General features: G+C 44.5%; 23 protein-coding genes, 1 tRNA gene and 1 other annotated feature. Of the genes, 1 reads left to right on the top strand and 23 read right to left on the bottom strand.

Going from position 1 to position 26,402, the window contains the following annotated elements; genetic code table 11:
- Window positions 1–162: 162 nt before the first annotated feature.
- The 22 genes from JOD03_RS08215 to JOD03_RS08110 form a co-directional block, all read right to left on the bottom strand.
- Window positions 163–2,805 carry a valine--tRNA ligase gene (locus JOD03_RS08215; protein WP_204590368.1) on the bottom strand — a complete coding sequence of 881 codons (2,643 nt, stop codon included), beginning with the start codon at window positions 2,803–2,805 and terminating at the stop codon, window positions 163–165.
- 67 nt (window positions 2,806–2,872) lie between these two features.
- Window positions 2,873–3,085: a binding site (T-box leader), on the bottom strand.
- A gap of 72 nt (window positions 3,086–3,157) precedes the next feature.
- The gene (gene hemL, locus JOD03_RS08210) at window positions 3,158–4,450 is read right to left on the bottom strand and encodes a glutamate-1-semialdehyde 2,1-aminomutase (protein ID WP_204590367.1); all 1,293 of its coding nucleotides are present in this window, start codon (window positions 4,448–4,450) and stop codon (window positions 3,158–3,160) included.
- Window positions 4,451–5,431 (bottom strand): porphobilinogen synthase, encoded by a 981-nt coding sequence (hemB, locus tag JOD03_RS08205; RefSeq protein ID WP_204590366.1) that lies wholly within the window; start codon window positions 5,429–5,431, stop codon window positions 4,451–4,453. It abuts the gene before it with no gap.
- Between the two features lie 5 nt (window positions 5,432–5,436).
- Window positions 5,437–6,141: a uroporphyrinogen-III synthase gene (locus tag JOD03_RS08200; protein WP_204590365.1), complete on the bottom strand. Its 705-nt coding sequence runs from the start codon at window positions 6,139–6,141 to the stop codon at window positions 5,437–5,439.
- On the bottom strand, window positions 6,134–7,063 hold the full coding sequence (hemC, locus tag JOD03_RS08195) for a hydroxymethylbilane synthase (protein ID WP_204590364.1): 930 nt from the start codon (window positions 7,061–7,063) through the stop codon (window positions 6,134–6,136). Before hemC ends, JOD03_RS08200 begins: the two co-directional genes overlap by 8 nt.
- An 18-nt stretch (window positions 7,064–7,081) precedes the next feature.
- Window positions 7,082–7,909, bottom strand: a complete 828-nt coding sequence (gene ccsA, locus JOD03_RS08190; RefSeq protein WP_204590363.1) for a cytochrome c biogenesis protein CcsA — start codon at window positions 7,907–7,909, stop codon at window positions 7,082–7,084.
- Between the two features lie 94 nt (window positions 7,910–8,003).
- Entirely contained in the window at window positions 8,004–9,368 is a 1,365-nt protein-coding gene (gene hemA, locus JOD03_RS08185; protein ID WP_204590362.1) for a glutamyl-tRNA reductase, read from the bottom strand.
- Between the two features lie 591 nt (window positions 9,369–9,959).
- On the bottom strand, window positions 9,960–10,553 hold the full coding sequence (gene yihA / locus JOD03_RS08180) for a ribosome biogenesis GTP-binding protein YihA/YsxC (RefSeq protein WP_204590361.1): 594 nt from the start codon (window positions 10,551–10,553) through the stop codon (window positions 9,960–9,962).
- Window positions 10,543–12,873 carry an endopeptidase La gene (lon, locus tag JOD03_RS08175; RefSeq protein ID WP_204590360.1) on the bottom strand — a complete coding sequence of 777 codons (2,331 nt, stop codon included), beginning with the start codon at window positions 12,871–12,873 and terminating at the stop codon, window positions 10,543–10,545. The genes yihA and lon overlap by 11 nt, the downstream gene beginning before the upstream one ends.
- 309 nt (window positions 12,874–13,182) lie before the next feature.
- Window positions 13,183–14,448: an ATP-dependent protease ATP-binding subunit ClpX gene (gene clpX, locus JOD03_RS08170; RefSeq protein WP_204590359.1), complete on the bottom strand. Its 1,266-nt coding sequence runs from the start codon at window positions 14,446–14,448 to the stop codon at window positions 13,183–13,185.
- A gap of 117 nt (window positions 14,449–14,565) precedes the next feature.
- Entirely contained in the window at window positions 14,566–15,849 is a 1,284-nt protein-coding gene (gene tig, locus JOD03_RS08165; RefSeq protein WP_204590358.1) for a trigger factor, read from the bottom strand.
- Between the two features lie 97 nt (window positions 15,850–15,946).
- The gene (locus tag JOD03_RS08160) at window positions 15,947–16,942 is read right to left on the bottom strand and encodes a hypothetical protein (protein ID WP_204590357.1); all 996 of its coding nucleotides are present in this window, start codon (window positions 16,940–16,942) and stop codon (window positions 15,947–15,949) included.
- Between the two features lie 94 nt (window positions 16,943–17,036).
- Window positions 17,037–17,110: transfer RNA gene (locus JOD03_RS08155), tRNA-Arg, on the bottom strand.
- Window positions 17,111–17,194: 84 nt separating this feature from the next.
- Window positions 17,195–17,788 carry an XTP/dITP diphosphatase gene (locus JOD03_RS08150; RefSeq protein WP_204590356.1) on the bottom strand — a complete coding sequence of 198 codons (594 nt, stop codon included), beginning with the start codon at window positions 17,786–17,788 and terminating at the stop codon, window positions 17,195–17,197.
- A complete protein-coding gene (rph, locus tag JOD03_RS08145; protein WP_204590355.1) occupies window positions 17,788–18,543 on the bottom strand; it encodes a ribonuclease PH in 756 nt (251 codons plus the stop codon). Before rph ends, JOD03_RS08150 begins: the two co-directional genes overlap by 1 nt.
- 53 nt (window positions 18,544–18,596) lie before the next feature.
- Complete coding sequence (racE, locus tag JOD03_RS08140; RefSeq protein WP_338032454.1) at window positions 18,597–19,391, bottom strand: glutamate racemase; 795 nt, start codon at window positions 19,389–19,391, stop codon at window positions 18,597–18,599.
- Window positions 19,392–19,408: 17 nt separating this feature from the next.
- A complete protein-coding gene (locus JOD03_RS08135; protein WP_204590354.1) occupies window positions 19,409–19,867 on the bottom strand; it encodes a MarR family winged helix-turn-helix transcriptional regulator in 459 nt (152 codons plus the stop codon).
- A gap of 78 nt (window positions 19,868–19,945) precedes the next feature.
- Window positions 19,946–20,158, bottom strand: coding sequence for a helix-turn-helix domain-containing protein (locus JOD03_RS08130; protein WP_275580377.1), 213 nt, complete (start codon window positions 20,156–20,158; stop codon window positions 19,946–19,948).
- 57 nt (window positions 20,159–20,215) lie between these two features.
- A complete protein-coding gene (locus tag JOD03_RS08125) occupies window positions 20,216–20,662 on the bottom strand; it encodes an acyl-CoA thioesterase (protein WP_204590352.1) in 447 nt (148 codons plus the stop codon).
- Between the two features lie 193 nt (window positions 20,663–20,855).
- The gene (gene sdhB / locus JOD03_RS08120) at window positions 20,856–21,635 is read right to left on the bottom strand and encodes a succinate dehydrogenase iron-sulfur subunit (RefSeq protein ID WP_204590351.1); all 780 of its coding nucleotides are present in this window, start codon (window positions 21,633–21,635) and stop codon (window positions 20,856–20,858) included.
- A gap of 3 nt (window positions 21,636–21,638) precedes the next feature.
- Complete coding sequence (gene sdhA, locus JOD03_RS08115; RefSeq protein ID WP_204590350.1) at window positions 21,639–23,396, bottom strand: succinate dehydrogenase flavoprotein subunit; 1,758 nt, start codon at window positions 23,394–23,396, stop codon at window positions 21,639–21,641.
- Window positions 23,397–23,429: 33 nt separating this feature from the next.
- Window positions 23,430–24,041, bottom strand: coding sequence for a succinate dehydrogenase cytochrome b558 subunit (locus JOD03_RS08110; RefSeq protein ID WP_204590349.1), 612 nt, complete (start codon window positions 24,039–24,041; stop codon window positions 23,430–23,432).
- 284 nt (window positions 24,042–24,325) lie between these two features.
- On the opposite strand from JOD03_RS08110, the gene JOD03_RS08105 reads away from it, so the two are divergent.
- Window positions 24,326–24,718, top strand: a complete 393-nt coding sequence (locus JOD03_RS08105) for a DUF2507 domain-containing protein (RefSeq protein ID WP_204590348.1) — start codon at window positions 24,326–24,328, stop codon at window positions 24,716–24,718.
- 377 nt (window positions 24,719–25,095) lie between these two features.
- On the opposite strand, the gene JOD03_RS08100 is transcribed toward JOD03_RS08105, so the two are convergent.
- The gene (locus JOD03_RS08100) at window positions 25,096–26,325 is read right to left on the bottom strand and encodes an aspartate kinase (RefSeq protein WP_204590347.1); all 1,230 of its coding nucleotides are present in this window, start codon (window positions 26,323–26,325) and stop codon (window positions 25,096–25,098) included.
- Window positions 26,326–26,402 lie beyond the last annotated feature (77 nt).

Below are 26,402 nucleotides of genomic sequence, written 5' to 3'. Positions count from 1 at the left end.
ACCTGAAAATATCGTATGATGAGGGGATTTTTTTGTCCATAGCTGAAAGCTCTCAGGAACCCCCTGCATTGCAGGGGGTATTCAGATTACAAAAACACCCCTGAGGTTGTCTCACTTGCCAAGCGTACTTGGTAAGAGACAACCCCAGGGGTTTAAATCAAGTTAGAGATTCTTCAATTCTTCTAAACGCTTGATGACTGTGTCGCGTTTTTCCAGGTAGTCCGCTTCTTTAGCACGTTCTTCTGCTACAACAGCTTCTGGTGCTTTTGAAACAAAGCGTTCGTTTGAAAGTTTGCCTTGAACGAGTTTCACTTCTTTTTCCCACTTCGCAAGTTCTTTTTCAAGTCGCGCAAGTTCAGCGTCGATATCGATTAACCCTTGTAGTGGTAAGAACAGTTCAGCTCCTGTAACAACAGCAGACATTGCTTTTTCTGGTGCATCTAGACGTAAGCCGATTTCAAGTGTTTCTGGGTTACAGAATTTCTCGATGTAGGCAGCGTTGTTCTCTAGAGTCGCCAGTGCTTTTTCATCTTTCGCAGATAGGATCAGCGGTACTTTTTTGCTCATTGGTGTCTGCACCTCTGCACGGATTGTACGAACCGAACGAATGATTTCCGAAAGAAGTTTCATTTCTTCTGCTTGCTCTGGGAAGTTCAAGTCGTCACGTACTGTTGGCCAGCTTGCTGTAACAATGGACTCGCCTTTGTGCGGCAAGTTCTGCCAGATTTCTTCCGTGATGAATGGCATGAATGGGTGCAACAAGCGCATTGTTTGGTCGAGTACGTACGCAAGAACTGAACGCGTCATCTTCTTCGCTGCTTCGTCTTCACCATACAGTGGCAGTTTCGCCATCTCAATGTACCAATCACAGAAGTCATCCCAGATGAAGTTGTAGAGGGCACGGCCCACTTCCCCGAACTCATAGCGATCAGACAAGCGTGTTACGGTTTCGATTGTTTCGTTCAAACGCGTCAAAATCCATGCATCTGCAACTGATTTTTCACCCGTTAAATCGATTTCTTCATATTTCATGCCGTCCATGTTCATGAGGGCGAAACGAGAAGCATTCCAAATCTTGTTCGCAAAGTTCCATACGGCTTCTACTTTCTCCGTTGAGTAGCGAAGGTCTTGACCTGGTGATGAACCTGTTGATAAGAAGTAGCGAAGTGCATCCGCACCGTACTGTTCGATGACATCCATCGGGTCAACGCCGTTACCAAGAGACTTCGACATCTTGCGGCCTTCCGCGTCACGTACAAGACCGTGAATCAATACGTCTTGGAATGGGCGTGTGCCTGTAAATTCTACACCTTGGAAAATCATACGCGATACCCAAAAGGCGATGATGTCATAGCCTGTAACTAATGTGTTCGTCGGGTAATACTTCTTGAAATCTTCGTTGTCGGCATCCGGCCAGCCCATCGTTGAAAACGGCCAGAGTGCAGAGGAGAACCACGTGTCGAGTACATCGTCTTCTTGGCGCCAGTTCTCAAGGTCTGCAGGTGCTTCGTGTCCTACGAAAACTTCACCTGTCTCCTTATGGTACCAAGCTGGAATGCGATGGCCCCACCACAGTTGACGAGAAATACACCAGTCGTGGAGGTTTTCCATCCAGCGCATGTACGTGTTTTCGAAACGGTCCGGAACAAAGTTCACTTTGCCGTCTGTCTCTTGAATGTCCATGGCTTGCTGCGCTAGTGGTTTCATGCGAACGAACCATTGTGTAGATAGGTAAGGCTCAACAACTGCCCCACTTCGCTCCGAATGACCAACCGAGTGAACGTGCGTTTCGATGTTAAAAAGAACATCCATCTCTTGTAGGTCTTTGACGATTTGCTTGCGGCATTCGAAACGGTCCAAGCCCTCGTATTTACCAGCATTACCGTTCATAGATCCATCTTCGTTCATGACAAGAACGCGTTCTAAGTTGTGGCGGTTACCGATTTCGAAGTCATTTGGATCGTGTGCAGGTGTGATTTTTACAGCACCGCTTCCGAATTCCATGTCTACGTAGTCATCTGCCACAATTGGGATTTCACGTCCAACGATTGGCAGTGTTACAGTTTTGCCAATCAAATGCTTGTAGCGTTCATCTTCTGGGTGAACTGCGACCGCAGTATCCCCAAGCATCGTCTCAGGACGCGTCGTTGCAACATCGATCGAACCTGTTCCATCTGTTAGCGGGTAATGCAAATGATAGAAGGCACCCTCTATTTCTTTATGAATAACTTCGATATCCGATAATGCCGTTTTCGTCGCTGGGTCCCAGTTGATGATGTACTCACCGCGGTAGATCAAGTCTTTTTCGTATAGCTTTACGAATACTTCGCGTACTGCGTGAGATAGGCCTTCATCAAGTGTGAAACGTTCACGTGAGTAATCGAGACCGAGACCAAGCTTCGACCATTGTGAGCGGATGTGACCTGCGTATTCTTCTTTCCACTTCCAAGCTTCTTCGACAAATGCCTCGCGACCAAGGTCATAACGTGTTTTTCCTTCCGCGCGTAGTTTTTCTTCAACTTTAGCTTGTGTCGCGATACCCGCATGGTCCATTCCAGGAAGCCATAATGCATCATAGCCTTGCATACGTTTCATACGAATAATGATATCTTGTAGCGTCGTATCCCATGCGTGTCCAAGGTGTAGCTTCCCAGTTACGTTTGGTGGCGGAATCACGATTGTGTAGGGCTCTTTATCGCTCTCTGGATGTGCTTCGAAGTATTTTCCTTTCAACCACCACTCATAGCGGCCTTGTTCGATCGATTGCGGATCGTACTTTGTCGGCATTTCGATTTCGTTTGTCATGTACGTCACTCCTTTTGGTTTGTGTGAATGAAGCGGTCGGAGAATACAAAAAACCCCCGTCCTTAGGAAAAAGGACGAGGGTATAGTCGCGGTACCACCTTTACTTCATGCCGAAGCATGCACTTCATTCACTAACGGCTCTTCACCGGCTGTCACTACTGTAAGTTCACGACAGCTGCTCCCGGGCTACCTTCATGACGCTTGACCGAAGACCTTTCACCAAATGGCCTTCTCTCTACAGATCAAGGAAATCATTACTCTTCCCGTTCGATGCATTTATTGTATATGTTCTTATTGTAAGGAATCGCACGGGTGCCGTCAAGTCACCATGAAAGGAGGTGTTCAATTAGATTTAGTTTTTCAATTGTTTGAATGCTTCGCGGAATGCGGCAATCGTTTTATCGATATGCTCTTCCGTGTGCGCAGTTGAGAGGAACAATCCTTCGAACTGAGAAGGTGGCAAGTAGACACCTTGCTCCGCCATCAAACGGTATACATCTGCAAACAAGCCTAAGTCTGACGTTTTTGCTTGGTCGTAGTTCGTCACGTCTTCGTTTGTGAAGAAGAATCCGATCATCGAGCCTGCACGGTTCACCGTGTGCGGAATATCAAATTCCGTTGCTACTGCGCGGAACCCTTGCTCTAAACGGTCCCCAAGCTTTTGGAAATACGTATAGCTGTCTGGAGTCAGCTGAGACAATGTCGCATAACCAGCTGCCATCGCAAGTGGATTTCCTGAAAGAGTACCTGCTTGGTAGACAGAACCTGCTGGAGCGATTTGTTCCATGATGTCACGACGTCCACCGAATGCGCCTACTGGAAGGCCGCCTCCGATTACTTTTCCTAGACACGTGATATCAGGTTTTACCCCGTAGTAGCCTTGTGCACAACCGTAATCTACACGGAAGCCCGTCATGACTTCATCAAAAATCAACAATGCGCCATTTTCTTCTGTGATGGCACGCAAGCCTTCTAAAAATCCAGGTTGTGGTGGAACGACACCCATGTTCCCTGCAACCGGTTCAGTAATAATGGCAGCGATATCGTCACCAAAATGTTTAAACGCTTCTTTTACAGCCTCTAAGTCGTTGAATGGCACTGTTAACGTGTTTTTTGCAACAGACTCTGGCACACCTGGTGAATCGGGAAGTCCAAGAGTCGCAACACCGGAACCAGCCTTGATTAATAAGCTATCGCCATGTCCGTGGTAGCTACCTTCGAATTTTAAAATCTTGTTGCGGCCAGTGAACCCTCGAGCTAAACGAAGTGCTGACATTGTTGCCTCTGTTCCAGACGACACCATGCGAATCATTTCGATTGACGGTACACGATCCATCACAAGTTTCGCCATCTCGTTTTCAATCAGCGTCGATGCACCAAAGCTTGAACCAAGTTCAGCAACACGCTGAATTTCAGCCACAACTTTTTCATTTGTATGACCTAGAATCAGTGGACCCCATGATAATACATAATCGATGTAGTCATTGCCATCGATATCCGTCACGATCGCGCCTTTTCCTTTTTCCATAAAGATCGGGTCCATATTGACCGATTTAAACGCACGAACAGGGCTGTTTACGCCCCCTGGCATCAAATCTTTTGCTTCTTCAAATGCGTGCTGAGATTTTGTATAGGTTTTTGCCATTTACTTCTCCTCCAGCCATTTTGCTACATCTTTCGCGTGGTACGTCAGAATAAGATCTGCACCTGCGCGTTTCATTCCTGTCATAGTTTCAAGCACGACAGACTTTTCATCGATCCAACCGTTGATTGCTGCTGCCTTGACCATCGCATACTCGCCACTTACGTTGTACGCAACAATTGGCAGGTCATGTGCATTGCGGACATCACGAATAATATCTAAATAGCTTAGTGCAGGCTTCACAATCAGGAAGTCTGCGCCTTCTTCCACATCGGACTGTGCTTCACGAAGCGCTTCTAAACGATTCGCATAATCCATTTGATACGTTTTACGGTCACCAAACTTTGGCGCACCGTCTGCTGCTTCGCGGAACGGTCCATAGTATCCTGATGCATATTTTACAGCATACGACATGATGGGAATGTCTTCGAATCCTGCATCGTCAAGTGCTTTACGAATCACAGCGACAAACCCGTCCATCATGTTCGAAGGTGCAATAATGTCAGCTCCGGCTTCCGCTTGGCTGACAGCCGTCTTCGCGAGTAGATTTAACGACGCATCATTGACGATACGTTCCGATTCATCGACGACTCCACAATGACCATGGCTCGTATACTCACATAAACACGTATCCGCGATGACAAGTAATTGTGGGTGGCGTTCTTTTACAAAGCGAGTCGCTTCTTGGATGATTCCGTGATTGTGATAGGCACCCGTTCCCATCTCATCTTTCTCAGCAGGAAGGCCGAATAAGATGATGGACTGAATACCAAGTTCTACGATTTCATCGAGTTCTTCGCCTAGACGGTCTAAAGAAAATTGGAAGACACCTGGCATCGATGACACTTCGGTTTTGCGATTTTCGCCCTCAGCGACGAATAAAGGATAAATTAAGTCTTCTTTATGAAGATACGTTTCTTTTACTAATGCACGCATGGCTGCAGATGTACGCAGTTTGCGGTGACGTTTAAAAGTCGGTTGCATGGCATTCACTCCTTGTAATGAAGACGCGCGTTCACGACGTCTTCCAATGTATAGCGCTCAGGCATCACGTGGACAGTCATTCCCGCGTCTTCTAACGCTTTTTTTGTAATATGACCGATTGCACAGAAAATGACATGGTCTGTTATGGCGCCTCCTGCTTGTGTATATGAACGCACTGCAGAAGGACTCACAAAGACAAGCGTCACTTGGTGATGCTGTGCGATCCAGTCATTGATTGTAAGAACATTTTGTGGAACAGAAGTCGTCTCGTAAACTACGACAAAATCAACACTAGAATGAAGACCTTGCTCGATTGTCGGCTTTGCAAGATTGCCTTTTACAAATCCCACACGACAATCATTGGGTTGACTTGCATTCCATTCTTCGACAAATACATCTGCACTGTAAACTGATGGTTTAAAGCTTGCTTCGTAGCCATGGGATTGCAGTGCTTTTTCTGTCTTTGATCCGACGACGGCAAACTTACCGGTGAAAGGCGTTTCTAATTGGTCAAAAAACGCATGAACAGCCGTCTGACTTGTAAAGAGGAGCCAGTCGCACGCTGTAATGCGCGCGATTTCAACCTCGGAAAGAGTCAGCGGTCGCGTCTCAATCAACGGGAGATGCACAGCTTGAAACCCTGCTTGTTCAATTGTCTTCAGCAGAGTCTGATCGTGCAGTTGCCCGGTTACAATAAACGGCTCAGACATCGGCCTGTTCTTTAACACGTTGAATCAAATCATAGGCCCCTTCTTTTGTCAGGGTCTCTGCAATTTCTTTACCAAGTGCTACTGCATCTGTACCTGTCTTTGTTTCCTTATATACAATCGAAGCATCTGGTGCGGCTACTAAACCTGTCAATGTAATGGTGTCACCATCAATCGTCGCGTGTCCTGCGATTGGCACTTGGCATCCACCATCCATTGCGTGTAAGAATGCACGCTCCGCTTCAATTGTTTTCCACGTGTTTGCATCTGTCAGTTTGCCAAGCGCTTCGAGTAATTCCGCATCGTCTTCGCGACACTCGATTGCTAGTGCGCCTTGTCCAACTGCCGGAATACATGTCTCGACATCCAAATATTCCGTTACTGTATTTTCGCTCCAGCCTAAACGCTTCAAGCCAGCTGCTGCTAGTATAATCGCATCATATTCACCTGCTGCAAGTTTCGCTAAGCGCGTATCTACATTTCCACGAATCCACTTGATTTCAACGTCTGGGCGTTGCAACAAGATCTGTGCACTACGGCGTAGACTACTCGTTCCGACAACTGCACCTTTTGGGAGGTCTGCAAGCTTCACATGATTGTTCGAGATAAATGCATCCCGCTCATCCACGCGGTCCGGCACACAACCGATGACAAGTCCTTCTGGCATAGCTGACGGCATATCTTTCATGCTGTGTACAGCGAAGTCGATTTCTTTGTCGTATAAAGCTTGCTCAATTTCTTTCACAAACAATCCTTTACCACCGACTTTTGAAAGGGTGACGTCTAAAATTCGGTCTCCTTTTGTCACGATTTCTTTGATTTCAAACTCAAATGGAGCTCCTGAATTTTTCATCTGCTCGATGAACCAATTTGTTTGCCAAAGAGCGAGTTTACTGCGGCGTGAACCGACGATAATTTTACGCATATCTCTCAACCTTTCTAGTTACCATAAGTGAAATTCGGAAAACGAGCTTCCGAGGAAAAAATTAATGAGTACAAATAAGAACGCATAGATATGGATCCATGCATATGTCGTTCCAATCACACGTGGTCGTTCTCGTACAATAAAGACGATCAGATACACGATGAGAAGGACGAATGAGGTCACGATTTTAGAATCGAACCAGTTGAATCCGACTATAGCAATATAGCCCCATTCTAAGCCTAACAATAAGCTGACAAATAATAAAGGAATACCGGCTAAAATCGAATAGGTCATCATCGATTCAGCTTGTGACAAAGATGGAAGGCGCGTAAAATGTGCATTCCATTTTTTCTGTTTCAACATCCGGTGCAAAACCAAATACAAAATCGAGAATACAAAGGACACGGAAAATGCCACATAGGCAAGAATTGCAAACGTGATATGAATAATCAATAGTTCATTGATTAAGTACGCAGACACTTCCCCGCCGGAAAATCGCCCTGCGCCAAATGTATGAATGACGAGAAAGATAAAGCCGAGACAACTGAACAATAAGGCAGGGATGTCGAGTTTCCAAAACACTTTTAGCGCTATCGTCAGTCCTAAGAGTAACCATGCATAAAAATAGAAGCCTTCCTCAAGTGATAAAATCGGAAAGCGGTTGTCACCAATCAATAAATACAGCAAGAGCAACGTCTGGACCGCCCAACCGGTGATGAGTAGAGACGTCCCGATGCGGTTCATGCGTGTATTCTTTTTCAAGAAATCAATCACATAAAACACGAGACTGACAGCAATCATGATTACGATGATTTCTTGCAGCCGTAGCATCCATAACTCATTCATTGAAATCATCCTCTGCTGAAATTGAAACTGAAAAAAGGCATTTCTCTATCATCTATTATGCCACAAATAGATTGGAGAAACGCCTTTTCAGTCTTTAAAACGAGTATTCACCGCGCAGTGCTTGCGCTTCTTTTGTAGTCGGCGCTTTCACTGTTTTCGCTTTTTGTTGCGCGAGTTGCACTTCGTCTTTGACCTCTTCTTCAATGCCAAAGATTTGCTGGAACATCGCAAGTTGTTTCGCGGCATCCGGACTCGTCGAGAGCTCTTTTGCTTGAAGGATCGGTTCCTTCAATAGCTGATTGATAATGGATTTTGTATGTTTGTTTAAAATTTTACGCTCACGTTCTGTTAGTTCTGGCATTTTGTTTTCAATCGATGCCATTGTCTCTTGTTGAATCGTGCTTGCTTTTTTACGTAGTGCAGAAATTACAGGAACAACACCAAGCGTCGCAATCCAGTCATTGAATGTCGTCACTTCAGTTTCAATCATATCTTCAATGCGCGCTGCTGCACGTTTTCGTTCTGCAAGGTTTGCTTCTACGATGCCTTGTAAATCATCGATGTCATACAAGAATACGTTCGGAAGATCCCCGATTTTCGGATCTAAATCGCGTGGTACCGCGATATCGACCATGAATAAAGGCTTCCCTTTACGAAGTTTATCTACAAATTGCATCAGTTCGAAGTCAATGACGTATGTCGAAGATCCTGTCGAACTGATCAAGATATCTGCTTCAAGTAACGTACATTGCAGTTCATCCAGTGGCTTTGCTTTTCCATCAAATTTCGCTGCAAGCAGTTCCGCTTTTTCAAATGTACGGTTGATGACCGTGACTTTTCCAGCTCCAGAACCGTGGAGATTCTGAATAGCTAGTTCGCCCATCTTCCCTGCACCTAAAATGACAATGTGCTTGTTTCTTAACGAACCGAAGATTTTTTTGCCAAGCTCAACAGCCGCGTACGAAACAGACACCGCATTTTCGCCAATCGCGGTTTCAGCATGCGCACGTTTTGCAAACGTCACAGCTTGTTTGAACAGCTGATTGAACACTGTACCTGTTGTGCCGTGTTCTTGTCCAGATAAGAAACTCTTTTTGACTTGGCCGAGAATTTGCGTTTCGCCAAGAACCATCGAGTCAATACCAGCAGACACTTTAAATAGGTGTTTTTTTGCGTCGTCTTCTTCTTTGACAAACACATAGCGTGAGATCTCATCAATACTAAGATCAAACCACGCTGCTAGGAATTGCTTTATATAGTATTTGCCTGTGTGTAGCTGATCGACAGTTGCATAGACTTCTGTACGGTTACACGTTGAGACAATTACGTTTTCGAGTATGCTTTTTTGCTCTTGCAACGCCTCCATGGCATTCGGAAGTTCAGCTTCGATAAACGAAAGCTTTTCACGAATCTCCACTGGCGCTGTTCGGTAATTGACACCGACCACGAGAGTGTTCATTGCGTCATATCTCCTTTATACGTCCATTTCACTAGTCCTAGTATAGCACAGGTGTAGGACAGCGTACTTCGACATTTGTGAACAGTGTATGAAAGTCCTACACTAGATTACGTTCTACATTAGAATGATTCTAAATATAGTGTACCAAATTGTGTCGAGGCTTACAACGATACGGCATTAGTCAGAGTATTCCCTCTTTTAGATGTGGAGCCGCTACTCGATTTCATGCGAAGTCCCTTATCTAAAACGTTGAGTTCCATTACGGGGCTGCTTTCCGTGGGCGCTCCGTGAGCTTCCTCGTCGCAAGCTCCTGCGGGATCTCACGACAGACTTTGATCCCACTGGAGTCAACCCCTTCTTTCCACTCAACTTATATAGTAGTCAACTGTTAATTACCAGCTGTTCCCAAAAGGTACCTGGACCCCAAACAATTCCAACACAATTTATAAATATTTACCATCGAATGTAGCAATGCGGGTTCAGGATGCATATCTATTGAATAGTCGTGAATGTCAGAATAGTGTTTGGGACAGGTACCTAAAAAAAGTACCTAAAAAAACCCGCCAACATAATGTCAGCGGGTTTGAACTATTAGTTTTCTTCACCGATTGCTTTACGGATTTCAGTCCAAGCTTCGTCGTGGCCTTTTCCTGTCTCAGATGAAAACAACACGAGTGGGTCAGATGGATCCATGTCGAGTGTTTCTTTGACGATTTTTTTATGCTTCTCCCATTTGCCTTTTGGAATCTTGTCGGACTTTGTTGCGACAATGATACATGGGATAGCGTAATGCTTTAAAAAGTCATACATCATAGTATCATCGTTTGTTGGCGGATGACGTAAATCCACGATTAAGACAACCGATTTTAAAGATTCACGTGACGTGAAGTACGTCTCGATCATTTTTCCCCAAGCAGCACGCTCAGTTTTTGAAACTTTTGCGTACCCGTAGCCCGGGACGTCGACAAACACTAATTGTTCTTCGATTTTGTAGAAGTTCAAAGTTTGTGTCTTTCCTGGCTTAGATGAAATACGGGCCATACTTTTACGCCCAATCATACGATTGATAAACGATGATTTTCCTACATTTGATCGACCTGCAAGTGCGATTTCCGGTAATCCCGTTTCAGGGTACTGTTCCGGGCGCACTGCGCTGATCAATAACTCAATATTATTAATTTGCATAATTACTCTCCTCTAGTGCGATGGCCAATACTTCCTCCATCTGTGAAACTGGATGGAAAGTCAACTCTTCGCGAATGCTTTCCGGAATGTCGTCCATATCCGGTACATTGTCTTTCGGTATGATAATTGTATCAATACCGGCACGATGCGCACTCAATGTTTTTTCTTTTAGTCCACCAATTGGTAAGACTCGACCACGTAATGTTACTTCACCTGTCATCCCGACTTCGCGCTTCACGGGACGGCCTGTTAATGCGGATACTAGTGCAGTGGTGATCGTAATACCAGCCGATGGGCCATCTTTTGGAACAGCGCCTTCCGGTACGTGGATGTGGATATCATATTTCTCATGGAAATCGGTAGCAATCCCTAACGATTCAGCATTTGAGCGTACATAGGAAAGAGCAGTTTGCGCAGACTCTTTCATGACGTCGCCAAGTTTTCCGGTTAGTTGCAGTTTGCCTTTTCCGGCTGATAAAGACACTTCAATTTGAAGCGTGTCTCCACCAACAGACGTGTAAGCAAGACCTGTTGCTGCACCTACCTGATTCGACAATTCAGCCTGGCCATGTCGGAACTTGCGCTTGCCCAGGAAATAATCCAAGTTCTTCGGAGTCACGGTAACTTTTTTCTTTTCACCTTTAACGATTTGGAGAGCCGCTTTTCGGCAGATCCCTGCGATTGTGCGCTCAAGTGAACGTACGCCTGCTTCTCGCGTGTAATAACGCACGACATCAAGCAGTACATCGCGCTTGATCGAGATCTTCGATTTTGTCAGACCGTGCTCTTTCATTTGCTTCGGAAGCAAGTGATGCTCTGCAATATCGACTTTTTCCATCTCTGTGTAACCGGCTAACGAAATCACTTCCATGCGGTCACGAAGAGGACCTGGAATGGAAGATAAATCGTTCGCTGTAGCGATGAATAATACATTTGATAAGTTGTACGACTCTTCAATATAGTGATCGCTGAACGAGTTGTTTTGCTCCGGGTCCAGTACTTCAAGCATCGCAGACGACGGGTCGCCTCGGAAATCATTGCTCATCTTGTCAATTTCATCGAGTAAGAACACCGGGTTGATTGTGCCTGCTTTTTTCATTCCTTGAATAATTCGTCCTGGCATTGCTCCAATATACGTGCGGCGGTGTCCACGAATTTCTGATTCATCGCGCACGCCACCTAATGCGACACGGACAAATTTCCGGTCAAGCGACTCTGCAATCGATTTAGCTAATGACGTCTTCCCGACTCCAGGCGGCCCCACTAAACAAAGGATAGGTCCACGGAGTGATTTCGTAAGTTGACGAACAGCCAGATACTCTAATATTCGTTGTTTTACTTTCTCGAGACCATCGTGGTCACGATCTAAAATCTCTTGAGAACGGTGAATATCGAGTTGATCTTCGGTCTTCGTCGTCCATGGAAGTGAAGTCATCCAGTCCAAATAGTTGCGAATGACTCCGCTCTCTGGTGACTGAGCCGGGATACGTTCGAAACGATCCAGTTCTTTTAACACATTTTTCATCGTCGCTTCAGGGAAGCCAGTGGATTCAATCTTCTTGCGTAAGTCAGACACTTCACCTGTCTTGCCGTCTTTATCACCAAGCTCTGATTGAATGGCTTTCATCTGCTCGCGAAGATAAAACTCTTTTTGCGTTTGCTCCATCGCTTTTTTTACTCGAATTTGAATTTTCTTTTCTAAATCCAGAATTTCTTTTTCATTTTCGAGCTTTTCAATCAAATACATCAATCGCTCTGTCACATCAAGCGTTTCGAGGACCTCTTGTTTGGCTGTGATTCGAAGTGGAAGATGTGTCGCCACAGTATCCGCCAAACGACCTGGTTCGTTGATTTCTGTTGCAGCACGAGCTGAGTCCTCGGATACTTGTTTGGATAGCTTACTGAACTTCGTGAAGCCTGCGTGCAATGTTCGCATCAATGCTTCCTGTTCTGGAGATGGCTGCTTCGATTCAGTGATTGTTGAAACGACTACATGATCGAACTCTTTTGCATCTTCATAAGATTCCACCACAGCTCGCTCAAGACCTTCGACTTGGACGCGCATCGTTCCGTTCGGAAGTTTCATCAGTTGACGAATATGCACAAGAACGCCGACGTCGTATAGATCGTCTTGTCCCGGATTGTCTAGTTCCATATCCTTTTGTGCAATGAGGACGATTTTCTCGTCTTGTTTCATCGCAGCTTGGAGTGCTGCCATTGATTTTTTACGACCCACATCGATATGTAGGGTTAATGTTGGGAATACGAGAAGTCCTCGTAAAGGAAGTATTGGGTAGCGTGTTGTTTCTTGAGAGGTCATCTTTCGTCCACCTTTCATGGTCTAATGACCAGCTTGTTCATTTAGTATACTCGATAGTGGGGAAATATCCCTAAAGACATGCTTTTTGTTTGCATAAACCGCGTTCTATACATTTTGAGTAATCGAGTTCCGAACGCCAGAAACACACTCCGGAATCCGTCGCACCCGCAAAGTCTGAAAAGCGCCTTCACGGGCACGCCGGATTTCCTCGGAATTTCTAGAGCGGCGTTCTACACATCTAGAACAAAAAAAGCCGACCTTCTATTAGCTCAAAGTTGAGCTAACGGAAAGCCAGCTGGATGTTCGCTGTTAAGCAGACGTCTTCGTATCATTTTGGAACTCAGTACCGTCTTCTTTTAATAACTTCGGCGGAGTGCCTTCCGTTATTGTCTCTTTTGTGATGACACATTCTACGATGTCTTCACGAGAAGGAAGATCGAACATGACGTCCAACATGATATTTTCGATAATTGAACGAAGTCCACGTGCTCCTGTTTTACGTTCGATCGCAAGTTTTGAGATCTCCGAAAGAGCGTCCGTTTCAAACGTCAATTTGACGCCATCAAGCTCCATCATTTTTTCGTATTGTTTGACGAGCGCATTCTTAGGTTCCGTTAAGATTTGAACGAGTGCGTCCACATTTAACGTCTCTAAGCTTGCTAACACCGGCAAACGACCGATGAATTCTGGAATCAGACCAAACTTTAATAAGTCCTCCGGAATCAGATTTGCCATTAAGCTATCTGCTTCTGGGTCTTTTTTATTTGGATCCGAACCAAATCCGATGACTTTTTCGCCCATGCGGCGTTTGATAATGGATTCGATTCCATCAAATGCACCACCGACGATGAACAAGATGTTCGTAGTATCGATTTGTAAAAATTCTTGATGAGGATGCTTACGACCGCCTTGTGGTGGCACGCTCGCAGTTGTACCTTCTAGAATTTTTAGAAGCGCTTGTTGCACTCCCTCACCGGAAACATCCCGTGTAATCGATGGGTTTTCAGATTTACGCGCTACTTTATCGATTTCATCAATATAAATGATTCCTTTTTCAGCACGTTCAATATCGTAATCCGCTGATTGAATCAATTTTAGAAGGATATTTTCTACGTCTTCCCCAACATAACCCGCTTCAGTAAGTGACGTCGCATCTGCAATAGCAAATGGTACGTTCAGAATACGTGCCAATGTTTGAGCAAGAAGAGTTTTCCCGCTTCCTGTAGGTCCAATCAAAACGATATTTGATTTTGACAATTCCACTTCGTCAATGACACTGTTTGAATTGATACGTTTGTAATGGTTATAAACGGCAACAGCTAGCGCTTTTTTCGCACGCTCTTGTCCGATAACATATTCATCGAGAATTCCTTGAATCTCGCGTGGTTTTGGAACTTCACGGTATTCTACTTCTTCTTCTGTTCCTAGTTCTTCCTCTACAATCTCAGAGCAAAGATCGATACATTCGTCACAAATATATACGCCAGGGCCAGCTACAAGTTTGCGTACCTGCTCTTGAGGTTTGCCGCAGAATGAACACTTTAGGTTCCCTTTTTCATCATTAAATTTGAACACTGTACTCACCCCTATTCAGAGATTTAGTTTACAAGATTATGGTATGTATAGCAAATGAAATGATTATGTAAAGAACAAGGTACAGAATCATCTGCACCTTGTTCCGTAAATGGTCTCTTATTCAGTTACTTTCGCGTTGTCTACTAAGAACTCAACTGTTTTTTGGAAACGGATATCGTTTTCTAAGATAGCAGTTCCGCCAAGAGCAGTTTTGATTTGGTCAACTGACATACCGAATTGAGCTGTCATTTTTTCAAGCTCTGCATTGATGTCTTCTTCTGTAACTTCAATGCCTTCAGCAGCAGCGATTGCTTCTAATGTAAGAGATACACGCACGCGGCTTTCAGCATCTTCTTTCATTTGTGCACGTAGTGCGTCTTCGTCTTGACCAGAGAACTGGTAGTAAAGATCCAAGTTCATACCTTGTTGAGATAGGCGTTGGCCAAACTCTTGAAGCATGCGGTCAACTTCTGAAGTTACCATTGCTTCTGGGATGTCCACTTCTGCATTTGCAGCCGCTTTTTCCACTAGGTCGTCACGAAGTGCTTGTGCAGCCGTTTGTTTTTTCTCTTCTGTTGTTTGTTCTGTTAACTTTGTGCGAAGTGCATCAAGACCTTCTACATTTTCATCAACTTCTTTTGCGAAGTCATCGTTTAATTCAGGAAGTACTTTTCCTTTAACTTCTTTTACTGTTACTTTGAAAGTCGCTTCTTTACCAGCTAGTTCAGCAGCGTGGTACTCTTCTGGGAATGTTACAACAACATCCTTAGAGTCGCCAGTTTTAGAACCAATTAATTGCTCTTCAAAGCCAGGGATGAATGTGTTTGATCCGATTTCTAGATCGTAGTCTTCACCTTTACCGCCTTCGAATGCTTCTTCGCCAACAAATCCTTCGAAATCGATTGTCGCTGTATCGCCTTCAACGATTTCGTCTTCTTTTACTGACATTTCAGCAAGACGCGCTTGGTGGTTAGACAGTTGCTCGTTGATTTCTTCTTCTGTAACTGTCTCGTCTAGTTTAGACACTTCAAGACCTTTGTATTCACCTAATTTAACTTCAGGCTTTACTGTTACTTTAGCTGTGAAAACAACTGGCTCGCCTTTTTCGATTGACTCGATGTCGATTTCTGGACGATCAACTGGATCGATTCCTGACTCATCAAGTGCTTTCGTGTAAGCTTCTGGAAGCACGATGTCGATAGCATCTTGGTAAAGTGCTTCTTCACCATATTTTTTATTGAACATTTGACGTGGCATTTTTCCTTTGCGGAATCCTGGCTCGTTGATGTTTTTTACGACTTTTTTGAACGCTTCGTCGATAGCTTTCTTGAATTCTTCTGCAGAAACTTCAAACGTTAATACGCCTTCGTTTCCTTCTTGTTTTTCCCATTTCGTAGACATGTATTCGACCTCCAACAATTGGTTTCATTTTTGACTAATCCATTAATAAATGTATTGACAACTTGTACATTATACCATAGTTCACGGCACTTTCAACCTATTGTATTTCTAGTAGAGCATAGAGCTGGTCAATCTTATGAATCATGCGCAGTACGCGATGATCCGCTTTATTCGTTTCACCTTGGAGGAGTTCTTCAAAATACAGCGTATACCCGTCGACCACTTCTTCATCCGAAAAACCGTTCCACACATACGGGTATTGTAAGTAACAATGATGTTGAAATGTGTCACGAATCAGCAAGTAAGCTGTTGGCTCATTTTCAAGACGTTCTTCAATTTTCGACACGAGTTGCGTGAATCGACTGTTTTCAAACGGTTCATCCAGAGCTGCAGGAATCCAAGGCTGATCCCAGTTGAATTTTTTCACTCGAATCGTTTTTTGACTATCTGAAGAGATGAGCAGCAGAAGTGCAAGTGTCTGGATGACTGGATGAACAGATTCGTGTTCCACAATTTGTTTCCATTCAAGCTCAAGTTTTTGACAATCCCCTTCAAATGCTGCAAGGAGACGCTGGTATTGAACAGCGAGCGGCTGCATAAAAAATGTCTCAGGGTCGTATTCGTGTTGTTTGAGCTCTGCAAGTGGCTCCGGCACTTCTTTAGTTTCTGCATTCGCGGCTAGTCGTCCGCTCAGATCACGAAGATGGAGCCACTTTTCTTTTCGCTCCGGTGACAATACGCGTTCTTCAATGAGTGTAGCGATCAGTGCATCGGCCTCTTCAAAGCGGCGCAGTTCCACGAGCAATGTCACGTAAAGGTCCATAAGTTCTTCGTATTGATCGAATCCTTCATGGAGCAATGTGTCACATAGTACAAGTGACTTTTCGAATTCTCGAATTTCGTAAAGGGAGTATGCATAGATGAGTTGTGCTTCCGGCTCAAGTGTCCCGAGTTCTGCGGCCGTCTCGAATTGACGAACAGCTTCCATGAAATCGTGCCGGTCCGCTGCGCGAAGTGCTTTGTCGATTTGAATGGTGAGGGCGCCTGGGAAGATGATCATGTTGCCACGGCGTTCTGGTTTTTGTTTTTTCATGAGCTCACCTGCTTCCTGCAGTTTACGTTCTGTAAATAAAAAGCCTTCTTCTTTCTATTGTAATGTAGAAAGAAGAAGGCTTACAAGTAAATTACGACCCTGGAGGGATTCGAACCCCCGACCGACGGCTTAGAAGGCCGTTGCTCTATCCTGCTGAGCTACAGGGTCAAAGTACTTTCCTATCCACAGACAGGAAAGACATTTCTCATTATAGATATCCCTAGAATCAAAGTCAATGGTATTTCAGGAAAATTAATTTAGGCCATCCCAGTCCGCGCGTAACTTCTCAATCGCTGCACCGCGATGAGAAATTGCCGCCTTTTCTTCCGGACGCAATTCCGCCATCATCTTTTGCTGATTCGGCACCCAGAAAATTGGGTCATATCCGAACCCAAATTCTCCTTTGCGTTCTGTCGCAATCTCGCCTTCACATGTCCCGCGATACGTCTTCGTCGCTTCGCCAGGAGTCGCTAACGCAATAGCACAGACGAATCGTGCGGAACGTGCTGCACCTTCTATCCCTTTCAAGTTCTCAAGTAGTTTAGCCATATTGGCCTCATCACTTTTCGCTTCGCCCGCATAACGAGCCGAATAAATACCCGGTTCGCCGTTTAACGCATCGACCTCTAACCCACTATCATCTGCAATGACAATTGTGTTTAGTTCATTTGCAAGTGCCTCTGCTTTTAAAATTGCGTTTTCTTCAAACGTCGAACCTGTCTCTTCCACATCTAGATGCGACGCGACATCATCCAGTGTTTTGACAGTATAGCCAAGAGGACCAAAAATCGATTCGAAATCTTTGGCTTTTCCTTTATTTTTTGTAGCAATTAAAATCTCTTTCATTACTCAAGACCTCCTGTTTCGTTCCCCACTTCATCCGCAAGTGCGCCAAGTGTTTCTTTTTGAATTTGAATCAGTTCACGAATCGCACCTTCTCCAAGTTCTAGAAGCTCGTTCAATTGCTGACGAGTGAACGTCGCTTCCTCACCTGTCCCTTGAATTTCGACGAACTCACCTTTTCCTGTCATCACTAAATTCATATCGACGTGCGCTGCAAAATCTTCAACGTAATCCAAATCTGCTACTGGTCCTTCTTCTAACACACCAACGCTAACAGCAGCTAAGAAATCTTTGATTGGAAATACAGGTAATTGTTTTTCTTCCACTAATCGTCCAATCGCAAGCGTCATTGCAACAAATGCACCTGTGATGGAAGCTGTACGTGTTCCGCCATCCGCTTGAATGACGTCACAATCCACCCAAATCGTGCGTTCCCCTAATGCTTCAAGATCGACTACTGAGCGCAGCGCTCGACCAATTAGACGTTGAATTTCCATCGTACGACCACCGATTTTCCCTTTGGCCGCTTCACGAGGAGACCTGCTGTGCGTCGCGCGTGGAAGCATCGAGTATTCAGCAGTGACCCACCCCTTGCCTTGCCCGCGTAAAAATGGAGGAACTTTCTCTTCAATCGTTGCGTTACAAATGACACGCGTTCCTCCAACTGTTATAAGAACCGAACCTTCTGGGTGTGTAATAAAATCTTTTTCAATCGTTACAGGGCGAATTGCCTGTGGTGTGCGTTCATCATGTCGCATCCTATCATCCTTTCTGTCGTAGAAAGACCCTCTGCAGGAAATCCTGTCGAGGGTCAAAATTGAATTCGTCGAACATCCGCAGCGTCGAGTTCGAGCCAACGCTCCGCAATATCCTTGAACATCGGGATTGAGCCAGTCGCATAAAAAATTGGCGGCTTTTTCCCGGGTTTAGTATTGTGTTGGTTATGAAAATCTAAGTAATCGCGTACATCGCTCGCTGTCTCTTGGGCAGAAGAGACGACATGCACATGATCTCCCACTACATTCTCAATGTGAGATTGTAGCAACGGGTAGTGCGTGCAGCCTAAAATGATTGTATCGAAGTCTTTCCCTTTTAAAGGGGTGAGCGCTTCTTCTACCATCTTGTGCGCAAATTCCCCGTCATATTCATTACTTTCTACAAGGGGAACGAACGTTGGACAAGCCAGCGCTTCCACTTGACTCGAAGAACTCAGAGCAGCGACTGCATACTCATACGCTCCACTTTTCACTGTGCCTACTGTCCCCAGTACGACAACTTTATGATTGCGCGTCGCTTTAGAGGCAGCGCGTGCACCAGGGAAAATAACGCCAAGCACAGGAAATGGCATCTGGCGGCTCAGAGAGTTTAATGCCACAGCTGTTGCTGTATTGCAAGCAATGATCAGCATTTTGACATCCATCTTCTGCAGAGCCAGTGAAATCTGCCAGGTGAATTTCCGGACTTCTTGCGGGCTACGCGGACCATACGGACATCGCGCCGTATCTCCTACATATATAATTTGTTCGTTCGGTAACAGGCGCATAATTTCTTTTGCAACAGTTAAGCCGCCGACACCTGAATCGAGAATACCAATCGGACGATCCACACGAATTCCTCAGTTCTTTACTTTTTCATTTCTTTGTGTAATTTGTGAAGCAGTTCTGTCAATTGCTCGACTTCTTGCTTTGTGAACGTTTCAAGTTCAGCTGTTAAATACGCACGGCGCTTGTTGATGACTTCTTCAATGATGCGCTCTCCTTCTGATAGAAGGTGTATACGGACAACGCGACGATCGGATTCGTCACGTACACGCTGAACAAGATGATTCGCTTCCATGCGGTCTACTAGATCCGTCGTCGTACTGAAAGCTAAATACATTTTAGTCGATAAATCACCAATCGTCATGTCTCCTGATTCGTGCAACCATTGTAGGGCAATAAATTGGGGCGGTGTAATTGTGTACGAATTTAATATTTGTCTACCTTTTTGTTTAATTACACCCGAAATATAGCGTAATTCTTTTTCGAGCACGGCCACGCGATCTGCATCGTGTTGTACCGGACTATTCTGTTCGTTCGTCATCAAATCCCTCGCTTTTGCATATCCTTGTAGTACTTATTGTGACGTCTTCTGCGTGAAATTACAAGAGTCTGTCGTGCTTTACTGAATTTCCCCTAATCGTACTAGTTCTTCAAGTGCTGCTTTTCGCCCGGAAACACCTAATTTTTGTATCGCATTTGAGATCTGATTCCGCACCGTCTTCTGTCGAATGTCCAGTGTCGCAGCCACTTGTTTTGTAGAAAGCCCCGCAAGCAAAAGCTGGAATACGTCCTGCTCACGTTTCGTCAAAATGAAATAATTGGATTGAAACAAAAAATCCCTCCCCGTGTCTATCCATACGATATGAATAAATACGAAGAGGCGTGCCATTTACGCATGTTGCAATTGTTTTTTTGTATCTTCTGACCAAGCAACTGGTTTTCCAGTAAGGCGATGAATTTGTACGATTGTCCCTCGCCCTGTTGCTGTTATTTCATTTTTTTCGTTGACCATCATGTAATGCACGTCCATAGAAGATGTACCCACTGAATTTGCTTTTACATAAATGCGGAGTTTTTCATCAAAGTAGACTTGTTTCACGAAGTCACATTGGAGATCCGCCACAACTGGTATTGTTTCCCCTTTTGGATCTAACCAGTCGTTCATTAATTGAATGTGTTTAAAAAATTCAATTCGCGCATATTCAAAATACGCAAAGTTCACAGTGTTGTTCAAGTGTCCATACATATCGGTCTCACTAAACCGAACACTTACTTCAGAATAAAATTGAAATTCGTCGCGCCATGCCTCGACATCTTGGATGTAGCTAGCTCTCATTCGTTCTCCCCCTTAAAATGAATGACTATTCAGTCAATAGTATAGCATAGTTCGGGTTGCGAAGGAAGATACTTTATAGGGTGACAGGCACCAAATGGGAACTGATGGTAAATGGTGACAGGCACCGCGTTGGCAGACAGAAAAAACCCCTGTTACTTTTTTAAGTAACAGGGGCGTCCTGCACATCTAAATCTTAGTTATCCACCATGTAATCCGAACCGAAGAAGTTACGGAACATTTGAACCGTTGTGTCACGGTTAAGAGCAGCGATAGATGTTGTTAATGGAATACCTTTTGGACACGCCACTACACAGTTTTGTGAGTTACCGCAGTTTGCGATACCCCCTTCGCCCATGATTGCATTCAAACGCTCATCTTTGTTCATAGAACCTGTTGGATGCGCATTGAATAGACGAACTTGTGAAAGTGGTGCTGGACCCATGAAGTTTGATTTGTCGTTCACGTTTGGACACGCTTCTAGACAAACTCCACATGTCATACATTTTGAAAGCTCATATGCCCATTGACGCTTACGCTCAGGCATACGTGGACCTTCACCAAGATCGTATGAACCATCAATTGGAACCCATGCTTTCACACGTTTTAATGAATCAAACATGCGTGTGCGGTCAACTTGAAGGTCACGAACGACTGGGAATGTACGCATTGGCTCAAGTCTAATTGGATGCTCTAATTTATCAACTAGTGCCGAACATGACTGCATCGGACGACCGTTGATCACCATTGAACACGCTCCACAAACTTCCTCTAGACAGTTCATATCCCATGTTACAGGCTTCGTTGCTTTTCCGTCTTTATTGACTGGGTTTTGACGAATTTCCATAAGTGCAGAAATCACGTTCATATTTGGACGGTAATTGACTTCAAAGGCTTCGAAATAAGGTTTCGAGTCAGGTGTATCTTGACGCTGAATTTCAATAGTAATTTTCTTTGCTTCAGTTGCTGTCACCATTGATTATTTCCCTCCTTTAGAAGAATAATCACGTTTACGAGGTGGAATCAACGATACGTCGATTGCTTCGTAAGTGATGATTGGTGCACCTGTTGCTGGATCGAAGTCCGCAACTGTTGTTTTCATGAATTCCTCGTCATTACGCTCTGGGAATTCTGGTTTGTAGTGCGCCCCGCGGCTTTCGTTACGCATTAGCGCTCCGATTGTAATAACACGTGCAAGGTATAACATGTTCTTCAACTGACGTGTGAATGAAGCACCTTGGTTCGACCACTGTTGTGTATCGTCCATGTTGATGTGCTCCCAGCGGTCCATCAATTCAAGAATCTTTTTATCTGTTTGTTCTAGCTTGTCGTTGTAACGTACAACTGTTACGTTGTCTGTCATCCACTCGCCAAGCTCTTTATGGATTAGGTACGCGTTTTCTGTACCCTTCATATTCAACACTTTGTTCCACTCTTCTTCTTCCTTCTTCACTTCACGAGTAAAGATTTCGTCCGGAAGATCAGCAGCAGACTTTTCAAGACCTTTCATGTACTTCACAGCGTTTGGTCCAGCAACGCTACCACCAAATACAGCTGAAAGTAATGAGTTAGCACCTAGACGGTTTGCACCGTGTTGTGAGTAATCACACTCACCAGCAGCAAATAATCCAGGAATGTTCGTCATTTGATCGTCATCGACCCATAGACCACCCATTGAGTAGTGAACAGCTGGGAAGATTTTCATTGGAACTTTACGTGGGTCATCACCAGTGAACTTTTCATAAATCTCGATGATTCCACCAAGTTTTACATCAAGCTCGTGTGGATCTTTGTGAGAAAGGTCAAGGTATACCATGTTTTCTCCGTTGATTCCAAGCTTCTGGTTGACACACACGTCAAAGATTTCACGTGTTGCGATATCACGTGGTACTAAGTTACCGTAGTCTGGATATTTCTCTTCTAGGAAGTACCAAGGCTTCCCGTCTTTGTATGTCCAAACACGTCCACCCTCACCACGCGCTGATTCTGACATCAGACGAAGTTTGTCATCACCAGGGATTGCAGTTGGGTGAATCTGAATGAATTCACCATTTGCGTATTTTGCACCTTGTTGGTACACGATAGACGCTGCAGAACCTGTGTTGATGATAGAGTTCGTTGTTTTACCGAAGATGATACCAGGTCCACCCGTTGCCATAATTACAGCATCTGAACGGAACGCTTGGATTTCTCCAGTGTTTAAGTTTTGTGCTTTAATACCACGGCAAACGCCTTCGTCATCTTTAATAATACCGAGGAATTCCCATCCTTCGTATTTCGTGACTAAACCGTCTACTTCGTAGCGACGTACTTGCTCGTCAAGTGCGTATAGTAACTGTTGACCAGTTGTCGCACCAGCGAATGCTGTACGGTGATAAAGTGTTCCACCAAAGCGGCGGAAATCTAAAAGACCTTCTGGAGTACGGTTGAACATAACACCCATACGGTCAAATAAGTGAATAATTCCAGGTGCTGCATCAGCCATTGCCTTTACAGGGCCTTGGTTCGCTAAGAAGTCACCGCCATACACTGTATCGTCAAAGTGTTTGTACGTTGAATCTCCTTCACCTTTTGTGTTAACTGCACCATTAATTCCACCTTGCGCACACACTGAATGAGAGCGCTTTACTGGAACTAATGAGAATAAATCAACAGGCGTGCCATTTTCGGCAGCTTTCATAGTTGCCATAAGACCTGCAAGGCCTCCACCGACAACGATCAATTTACTTTTTGCCATGCTTTTCTCACTCCTCGAATTTTTAGTAGTGGTTTAGACGAATGCAAGCAATGCGCGGATACCCACTACTGTCAATGCTACGAAAATACCTAGAGTTGCGTATGTAGCCAAACGTTGTGAAGCAGCGGATTGTGTAATCCCCCAACTTACTAGGAATGACCAAATACCATTCGCAAAGTGGAAAGTTGCTGCCACAACACCAGCAACGTAGAAACCAAACATCCAAGGATTCGCTAGAATATCAGCCATCATGTTGAAGTCAGCTGTATCTGCTCCGATTGCAACCTGCCAGCGTGTTTCGTATACGTGCCATGCAATGAATACTACTAAGAAAATCCCTGTGATACGTTGTGCCACGAACAGCCAGTTACGGAATGTGCTAAAGCGGTTCGTGTTATTTTTTGCAGTGAAAGCAATGTAGATTCCGTAAAATGCGTGGAACATTAAAGGTAAGAAAATCACAAAGATTTCAAGTGCATAACGGAATGGTAAGCTTTCCATAAAGTGTGCTGCATCGTTAAATGCTTGTTCTCCGCGTGTTGCAAAGTGGTTGACAATTAAATGCTGTGTTAAGAACAGCCCAACCGGAATAATTCCTAATAAGGAATGCAGACGACGCCAAAGAAATTCGTTGTTTTTCGCCAAGATGGTTACCCCCCTCAAATTTTGCGATTGAGTTGCCACGGCGATGTGACAATTCAATGAATGTTACGACAAGCGAAATATCGTTATTCGTAACGGCCTTGTAGTTTAACATAACTATTGTACTCCCCTAGTATAGGCAGGTCAAGGCACTTTGGGATTGAGAATCCTTCTCAAAGTCTAGATGTCTCTAAGGGTTGCAATGCATTGTGTCTTTTTTCACATACGCAAATTTTAGTACTACATGCTATACTGATATCGTTGATTTTGGAAAGTGAGTGGACTGTATGGAAAAGACACAAGAAAAAATGATTCCTCAGTTTGGGTACGAATTGATTCGTGACCACCTGATTGCCAACCTATTAGGAAAACATGAACAGGAAGTTTTATATTGGGCCGGTAAAGATTTGGCTCGAAAATTCCCATGTCAGTCGGTTGATGAGATTTGTGCGTTCTTTCAACAAGCCGGCTGGGGCGAGTTGCAATTACATACACAAGCAAAGCGTGAAAGCATCTTCCACCTACAGGACACGATTCGTTCATCGTCGCGGTCCGATCGCTGCTTCAAGCTTGAGGCAGGATTTTTAGCAGAGCAACTTGAACAGTTAGAGAGTCGGATGACGGAGTGTCTGGAAGATGTCTCATCTACACTTGTTGTTTTTACAACAAAATCAGAATAGCAGTTGTCTTTAGTTTACATCTGGTGTGAGAGCGCTCCCATTTATCTGCTCACATTTGTGAACAAATTGCGTGTTTTGTTCACACTATTGTAACTATTTTGTAGAATGCTGATGTCGAAATCAGCATTCTTTTTTATGGTCATTTTTTTCACAGGGTAGATTTCTCTCAGAATTGTTTATGCCCTCAATTTCGTTGTTTGTGCCCTGGAATAGGCTTTTTATGCCCTGATCGAGCGGTTCTGTGCCCTCAAATGGCTGGTTTGTGCCCTCAGTCATATTATGGAAACTAATTCACAGTCTTCTAGTACAAAAAAACAACCCCTTCCCCGCAACGAGAGTGCGAGAAGGAGCTGTTCTTTATCTACTCAAACGAAAGTTTACACTTGTACCTCAAGCTCCGACAAGCGGAACTCGTCGTGAAGCGCATTCGCCGACTGAATCATTTGTTGTTGCGGAACGACTACAGATACTTTGATTTCTGATGTACTGACCATTTTAACTGGAACCGATTCTTGGCGTAAGCGATCAAACATTTGTGCTGCTACTCCTGGATTGGAAACCATTCCTGATCCTACAATCGATACTTTTGCAAGGCCGACTTCGAAATCTGCCACTTGGAACCCTAGCTCTTGTTTTTTCTCTTCTAATACTTGAATCGCTTCGGACAATGCTTCTTTTTTAATAGTGAACGAAACCGTTGGCGTTGTGCCATCGACTATAGATTGCACAATGATATCGACATCGATATTGTGTTTTGCTAGTGTCGTAAAGATCATAGCGAGTGACCCATTAAATGCTTTTTCATACCCTATTGTTAACCGAACGACATCAGATTCAAATGCCACACCTCGTACAATCAGATTTGACTCCATCGATGTAACCTCCTCAATAACTGTCCCCTCCTGATCTGTCAAACTCGAGCGGACAGTCAGTGGAATTTTGTAGTTTTTTGCATACTCAACAGCGCGTGGATGCAAGACGCCTGCGCCTAAGTTGGCAAGCTCTAACATCTCATCGTACTCAATTGATTGTAATTTACGTGCACCTTCGACAAAGCGTGGGTCGGACGTGTAGACTCCATCCACGTCTGTATAAATATCGCAGCGGATGGCTCCAACAGCTGCAGCAATTGCGACGGCCGTTGTATCTGAACCTCCGCGGCCAAGTGTAGTAATCTCCCCGTCTTCTGTAATACCTTGGAAACCAGCAGCGACGACTATATTTCCAGCATCTAGCTTCTCACGAATTTTGTCACCTTTCAGTGAAACGATTCGTGCATTGCGATGCACTTTTTCAGTTTGTAATTCTGCCTGCCATCCTGTCATAGAAACGGCTGGGTAGCCTTGTGTCTCAAGAGCCATTGCAAGTAATGACATCGAGACCTGTTCGCCAGTTGATAAGAGCATATCCATCTCTCGTTTTGATGGCGACGATGTGATTTCTTCTGCAAGAGTAACCAAGTGATCGGTTGTTTTGCCCATTGCGGATACAACGACTACGACTTGATTCCCTTGTTCTGATTCCATGATGACGCGACGTGCTGCATTTCGGATACGCTCCACTGAGCCAACCGATGTTCCTCCAAATTTCATGACGACAATTGCCATTTTCCTAATCTCCTCCGGTAGCGGATGGGACAAAAAAATGCTTTCCACGAATGGAAAGCATTTTGTCTAACACGGTC

Source organism: Chryseomicrobium aureum, assembly GCF_016909155.1.
Classification (GTDB): Bacteria; Bacillota; Bacilli; order Bacillales_A; family Planococcaceae; genus Chryseomicrobium; species Chryseomicrobium aureum.
Note: the sequence above shows the minus strand (reverse complement) of the source record. Positions and strands in the feature narration are given on the sequence as shown.